The organism is Falsiroseomonas sp., assembly GCF_051859025.1.
In the GTDB taxonomy this organism is placed as follows: domain Bacteria; phylum Pseudomonadota; class Alphaproteobacteria; order Acetobacterales; family Acetobacteraceae; genus Falsiroseomonas.
In genome coordinates, this window is record NZ_JBHYGL010000003.1 from 160,287 (window position 1) to 167,039 (window position 6,753).

Sequence of the window (6,753 nt, forward strand, 5' to 3'; positions counted from 1 at the left end):
GTCACTAAGGGTAGTTTGGCCTCAATTACGGAAATTGCACTTGACCGCGCCCTGAAACTGTCAACACTCATTCCCACACGCTGGAGGAACCTTCCATGACCACTCCCGCCGCCCCCCGCTCGCCCGGCGCCCGCCTGCGCGCCCTCATGGCCCGCCCCGGCATTCTCGTCATGCCCGGCGTCTACGACGGCTTCTCCGCCCGCTTGGTCGAGAGCCTCGGCTTCGAGGCCGCTGGCATTTCCGGTGCCGGCCTCAGCGAGACGAACCTTGGCTGGGCCGACGTCGGCCTCATGGGCTACGAGGAGAACCTCCGCTCCTCCGCTGCCATCGCCGCCTGCTGCGGCCTCGCGCTGAACGCCGATGCCGACACCGGCTACGGCAACGCGGTGAACGTGTACTTCACCGTGCAGGGCTTCGAGCGCGCCGGCCTCGCCGGCGTCATGATCGAGGACCAGGCCTGGCCGAAGCGCTGCGGCCACATGGCCGGCAAGTCCGTCATCTCGGCGGAGGAGGGGGTGGAGAAGATCCGCGCCGCCGCCGAGGCTCGCCGCGACCCCGGCTTCGTTATCCGCGCCCGCACCGATTCCACCGCCATCCACGGCCTGGGCGAGGCAATCCGCCGCCTGAACCTCTACGCCGAGGCCGGCGCCGACGTGCTCTTCGCCGACGCGCTCCTCTCCGCGGAGGACATCGCGACGGCCGCGAAGGAAGTCATCCGCCCGCTCGCCGTGAACATGGGCTTCGGCATTCGCAGCCGCCCCACCACCCCGCTCCTCTCCGCCCGGCAGTTGGAGGACATGGGCGTGAGAGTCGCCTCCTACCCGCGTCTGCTGACCTCCGCCGCTATCCAGGGCATGAAGAACGCCATGGCCGTCTTCACCCAGTCCCTCACGGAGGGGCGGGTGATCGAGCGCCCCGACCTCCAGGTCCCCTTCGACGAGCTGAATCAGCTCATGGGCATCGCCCGCATCCGGGAACTCGAGGCGCGCTTCATCGGCGCCGCCTCACTGATCAAGTCGGCCGCGGAGTAGCCGGCCGTGTCGCGGGACAGCTTCGGCACGCTGCGCCGCCTCCCGGTCGGCGAGGGCGAATGGGACTTCTTCAGCCTGCCGGCGCTGGGGGCGCGGCTGGGCGCGGACCTGTCGCGCCTGCCCTTCTCGCTCCGCGTGCTGCTGGAGAACCTGCTGCGCCACGAGGACGGCTTGACCGTCATGGCCGAGCAGATCGAGGCGCTGGCCCGCTGGCCGAAGGGCGGCGACGCGGCACAGGAGGTCGCCTTCCACCCGGCCCGCGTGCTGATGCCGGATTCCTCCGGCATCCCGCTGCTGATTGATCTCGCGATGATCCGGGACGCGATCGCCGCGCGCGGGCTCGACCCGCGCCGCGCCAACCCCGTCATCCCGGTGGACCTCGTGTTGGACCACTCCGTCACCGCGGAGTTCACGGGATCGCCCGAGGCCTTCTCCGCCAACCTGCGGCGGGAGATGGAGCGAAACCGGGAGCGCTACGGCGTGGTGCGTTGGGCCATGTCGCAGGTCGCCAATCTGCGCGTGGTGCCGCCGGGCAACGGCATCGTCCACCACCTCAACCTCGAGTACCTCGCGCACGGGGTGATGACGGCGGAACGCGACGGGCGGCGTCTCGCCTTCCCGGACACCCTGGTGGGCACCGACAGCCACACGCCGATGATCAACGCCCTCGGCGTGCTCGGCTGGGGGGTGGGCGGCATCGAGGCGATGACGGCTCTCCTCGGCCAGCCCGTCTCCCTGCTCATGCCGGAGGTGGTGGGCTGCCGCCTGGCCGGGCAGCCGCGGCCGGGCGCGCTGGTGACGGACGTGGTGCTGACCTTGACGCAGGTGCTGCGCCGCGCGCGCGTGGTCGGCGCGGTCGTGGAATTCTTCGGCCCCGGGCTGGACGCGCTGTCCCTGCCGGACCGAGCGACGCTGGCCAACATGGCCGCGGAGTACGGCGCCACCATGGCCTTCTTCCCCGTGGACGCGGAGGCGGTGCGCTACCTCTCGGAGACCGGCCGCGACCCCGCGCAGGTCTCTTTGGTGGAGGCGTACTGCCGCGCCCAGGGCCTTTGGCGGGAACCGGGCGATGGGCCGCCGGACTACCCGCGCGTCGTGGAGTTCGACCTCGATGCCGTGGAACCCTCCCTCGCCGGCCCCAGCCGGCCAGAGGATCGGGTGCCCCTCTCCGGCGTTCCCGCCAGCCTCCGGCTCGCCTTCGCCGACCGCGTGGGGAAGGCGCCCGCCGCCCCCGTGGCGGAAGTAGCGCGCCCGCTCCGCCACGGCGACGTGGTCATCGCCGCCATCGCGTCCTGCACCAACACCGCCAACCCGTTCCAAGTGGTCGCGGCCGGGCTGCTGGCGCGCAACGCCGTCGCGCGCGGCCTGCGCGCCAAGCCCTGGGTGAAGGCGTCCATCTCCCCCGGCTCGCGCGTCGTCACCGCCATGCTGGAGCGCGCAGGGCTGCTCGCGCCCTTGGCGGAGACCGGCTTCCACGTCATCGGCTACGGTTGCATGACCTGCGGCAGCGGCGCCGGCCCGTTGGCCGAACCCGTTTCCCGCGAGATCGCCGAGGGCGACCTTGTCACCCTCGGCGTCATCTCCACCAACCGCAACTTCGAGGGGCGCCTGAACCCGCAGGTGCGCGGCACCTACCTTGCCTCGCCGCCCCTCGTCATTGCCTACGCGATCGCCGGCACGACGCTGCGCGACCTGACGACCGAGCCGCTGGGCCTGGATCCCGGGGGGGAGCCCGTCTTCCTGCGCGACCTCTGGCCCGCGGACGCGGAGATCCGTGCCGCCATGGAGGCCAGCCTCGTTGCCGACCTGTTCCGCCGCGTCTACGGTGCAATGGCCGACGGCGGACCCGAATGGGCAGCGCTCCCGGTCGCCGAGGGGCCGCTGCTGCCTTGGGACCCGGCCAGCCTCTTCATCCGGCTACCGCCCTTCCTGGAAGGCGACGCCGCCGCCCCCGCCGGGGCGATCCAAGGCGCCCGCCCGCTGCTGATCCTGGGCGACAACGTGACGACGGATCACATCTCGCCCGGCGGCCTGATCCCGCCCAACACCCCGGCCGGTGCCCACTTGGCGAAACAGGGTCTAACGCCCAAGCAGTTCGGCACCTACATCGGCCGCCGCGCGAACCACGAGGTCATGATCCGCGGCACCTTCGCCAACCCGCGCATCCGCAACCTCATGGCATCCGGCACGGAGGGCGGCGTCACCACCCACCAGCCGAGTGGAGACCGGATGACCGTCCCCGACGCCGCCGCGCGCTACCATGGGGAAGGCGTGCCCCTCGTCGTGGTGGCCGGGAAGAACTACGGCAACGGCTCCTCCCGCGACTGGGCGGCCAAGGGCACGCGGCTGCTCGGCGTGCGCGCCGTGATCGCCGAGGGCTTCGAGCGCATCCACCGCTCCAACCTCGTCGGCATGGGCGTGCTGCCTCTGCAACTTTCGGAGGGCATCACGGCCGCCGCGTTGAACCTGGATGGGAGCGAGACCTTCGACATCCCCGACGCGCTGGAGGGTTTCGCGCCAAGGCGCGTGGTGGGGGCGCGTCTGCACCGGGCCGATGGCCGCAACGAACCGCTTCCCCTGATCGCGCGGATAGAGACGGGACGCGAGGCGGACTGGCTCCGCCACGGCGGCATCCTGCCTTACGCCATGCGAGACTTGGCCGGGACGGCGCGGCAATCCGCGTCGGTTTCGTAATTCGGTGAGAGGGAGAGGGGCAACGATGTGGAGACGCGCCATCTTGGCGAGCGCCAGTGCTGCTCTGTCATCCGCTGCCGTAACCCGCCCGGGGAGAGCGCAGAGCATGTCGGAACCATCACCCGCACCACGGGCCGCAGACCTGATCCGCAATCACCTGAAGGAGAAGCTGGCGCGGGACGAGGTGACGGTGTCCATGAGCGTGCGGCTGGTCCGCACGATGGAGATCGCGCAGCTCGCGGCCGCGGCGGGCTTCGACGCCTTCTACGTGGAGATGCAGCACAGCACCTTCACCGACGAGCAGGTCGGCGCGATCTGCCAGGCCGCGCTGCCGATCGGCATCACGCCCATGGTGCGCGTGCCCAGCATCCGGCCGGAGCACGTGGGACGCGCCCTCGACGGCGGCGCCCTCGGCATCATCGCGCCGGAGGTGGAGACGGCTGAGGAGGTGCGCCAGCTCGTCGCCGCCGCGCGCTTCCCGCCCTGGGGCAACCGCTCCGCGCCGGGCGGGCAGCTCTACGCCCTGCGCTACCGCAGCTTTCCCACCGCGGAGACCTACGCGGCGCTGAACGCGGCGACGATGGTGGTCGCGATGGTCGAGAACCTGGCCGCCCTGGAGCGCGTCGAGGAGATCGCCGCGGTGGAAGGGCTGGACATGCTCTTCGTCGGCACCAGCGACCTGACGAACAGCATGGGGCTTCCGGGACAGGCCGACCACCCGCGCGTGCGGGACGCCTACGAGCGCGTCATCGCCGCCTGCCGCGCGCGGGGCAAGCACGTGGGCATCGGCGGCCTTGCGGGACGGCCGGAGCTGATCAGGCAGTACCTGCGGATGGGCGCGCGCTTCGTCTCCGCCGGCACGGACCTGTCCTTCCTGCTGAACGGCGCCTCCGCCCGCGCGCGCGACGTGCGCGGGATGAGGCCCTGACCGCCGAAGGCGCTTGCCAGCGGAGGCAGGAACTCCGCACGCTGCGGCCGGTTCTCGCGGATTGGGAGGAACGAGGCATGTGGACCCATCTCACGCGGCGCGCCCTGCTCGGCGTCGGTGCCGCCCTCGCCTGCGCGCCGGTCGCGGCGCAGCCGCCCGCCGCCGCCGGCTGCGCCGCCTGCGGCCCGGCCGTCACCGTCCCGCCCGACTTTCAGGTTGATCCCCTCTGGCCCAAGGCGCTGCCGAACAACTGGATCATCGGGCAGGTCGCGGGCGTGGCCGTGGACAAGCGCGACCACGTCTGGATCGTCCACCGCCCCGCCTCCATCGCCGAGCGCCAGCTCCAGGCGGAACGCACCCCGCCCGCCACTACCTGCTGCGTCCGCGCCCCCGCCGTGCTGGTGTTCGACGCCGCCGGCAACCTGCTGCGCCACTGGGGCGGGCCCGGCCAGGGCTACGAGTGGCCCGGCACCGAGCACGGCATCCACGTGGACGCCGAGGACTTCGTCTGGCTCGCCGGCAACGGCCCGCGCGACCACCAGATCCTCAAGTTCACCCTCGACGGCCGCTTCGTTACGCAGATCGGCCGCGCCGGCCAGTCGCGCGGCAACGACGACACCGCGAACCTCAACCGCCCGGCCGACGTGGAGGTGGACACCCAGGCGCGCGAGTTGTTCGTCGCCGACGGCTACGGCAACCGGCGGATCATCGTGTTCGACAGCGTGACCGGCGCTTACAAGCGCCACTGGGGCGCCTACGGCGAGCGCCCGCTCGACGGCGGCGACCCCGCCTACGGCCCGACCTCCCCCTACGACCCGGACCGGCCGCGGTCCCGCCAGTTCGCCAGCCCGGTGCACTGCGTGCGGCTGACGCGCGACGGGCTGGTCTACGTGTGCGATCGCACCAACGACCGCTACCAGGTGTTCCGCCGCGACGGCACCTTCGTCTCCGAGCACCTGATCGCGCCGCGGACGCGGCTGAACGGCTCCGTCGCCGACCTCGTTCCCTCCCCGGACCCGGAGCAGCGCTTCCTCTACTCGGTGGACAACTCCAACGCCGTGGCGCGGGTCATCCGGCGCAGCGACGGGGAGATCCTCTCCACCTTCGGCCGCGCGGGGCGGCAGGCCGGGCAGTTCCACGTGCCGCATAACATCGCCGTGGACAGCCAGGGCAGCCTCTACATCACCGAGGTGGACACGGGGCAGCGCGTCCAGCGCTTCCGCCGGATGGACCAGCAGCGATGAGGACGCCACCCCGCGGCGCGGCGCTTCGTCAGGTCAGCCTGCCGGGACCGATGCTTCGGAGCAGCTCGCCCATCTGCGCCATGTTCGCGCGCAGGAAATCGGCGAACTCCTCCCGGCTGGATCCGATGACTTCTTGCGTCGAGAGCATGGCCCGGAGACGCGGGTTCCGCGACGCTGCCCGCAGTTCCTCGGCGATCTTCGCGACGATTGGCTCCGGCGTGCCGGCGGGTGCGAGGTAGCCGGTCCAAGAGTAAATCTCGACGGGCAGCCCGGCTTCGAGCAGGGTTGGAAGGTCCGGCAGGTCCGGGAAACGGTTACGTCCCGTGATCCCCAGGGCGCGCACGGCGCCCTGCTGCACCAATGGCAGCGCCTGCGCGGAGCCGGCGAAAACCAGGTGGACCCGCCCACCCAGGAGGTCGTTCATGTACTCCGACGCGCCGCGGTAGGGGATGTGTTCCATCGCCGTACCAGTGGCTTTCATGAAGAGTTCCGCGGCGATGTGGTTCGTCGTCCCGGTACCGCCGGTGCCGAAGTTCAGATCACGCGGCCGCGACTGGAGGTGCCCTACCAACTCGTTCACCGTCCGCGCGGGCACGTCGTTGTTGACGATGAGGATGTGAGGGGCGCGCGAGACGAGGCTTAGCGGGATGAAGTCCCGCAACGGGTGGACCGGGGCGCGCGGGTGAAGGTGCGGGTTGATCGTAAGGTTGTTCGTTTGCTGGAGGAGCGTGTAGCCGTCCGCCGGAGCCCGCGACGCCACCTCGGTCGCGATGAGCGTGTTGCCGCCGGGCCGGTTGTCTAGTAACCGTCGTCTGGGCCCCACGGCGATCGCGGCTTGACGGTACGTCGAAGGCGG

General features: G+C 71.3%; 5 protein-coding genes. 4 read left to right on the plus strand and 1 reads right to left on the minus strand.

What is annotated here, in order from left to right; genetic code table 11:
* Positions 1-95: 95 nt before the first annotated feature.
* From ACTIE5_RS06890 to ACTIE5_RS06905, 4 genes are all read left to right on the plus strand, one after another.
* Entirely contained in the window at positions 96-1,031 is a 936-nt protein-coding gene (locus tag ACTIE5_RS06890; protein WP_439548955.1) for an isocitrate lyase/PEP mutase family protein, read from the plus strand.
* Between the two features lie 6 nt (positions 1,032-1,037).
* Positions 1,038-3,725, plus strand: coding sequence for an aconitate hydratase AcnA (gene acnA / locus ACTIE5_RS06895; RefSeq protein WP_439548956.1), 2,688 nt, complete (start codon positions 1,038-1,040; stop codon positions 3,723-3,725).
* Positions 3,726-3,831: 106 nt separating this feature from the next.
* Positions 3,832-4,653 (plus strand): HpcH/HpaI aldolase family protein, encoded by an 822-nt coding sequence (locus ACTIE5_RS06900; protein ID WP_439548957.1) that lies wholly within the window; start codon positions 3,832-3,834, stop codon positions 4,651-4,653.
* 77 nt (positions 4,654-4,730) lie between these two features.
* Positions 4,731-5,897 carry a hypothetical protein gene (locus ACTIE5_RS06905; RefSeq protein WP_439548958.1) on the plus strand — a complete coding sequence of 389 codons (1,167 nt, stop codon included), beginning with the start codon at positions 4,731-4,733 and terminating at the stop codon, positions 5,895-5,897.
* Between the two features lie 28 nt (positions 5,898-5,925).
* Here the strand turns inward: ACTIE5_RS06905 and ACTIE5_RS06910 are convergent.
* Positions 5,926-6,753: tripartite tricarboxylate transporter substrate-binding protein (locus tag ACTIE5_RS06910; protein ID WP_439548959.1), on the minus strand; the 828-nt coding region annotated here is incomplete at its 5' end.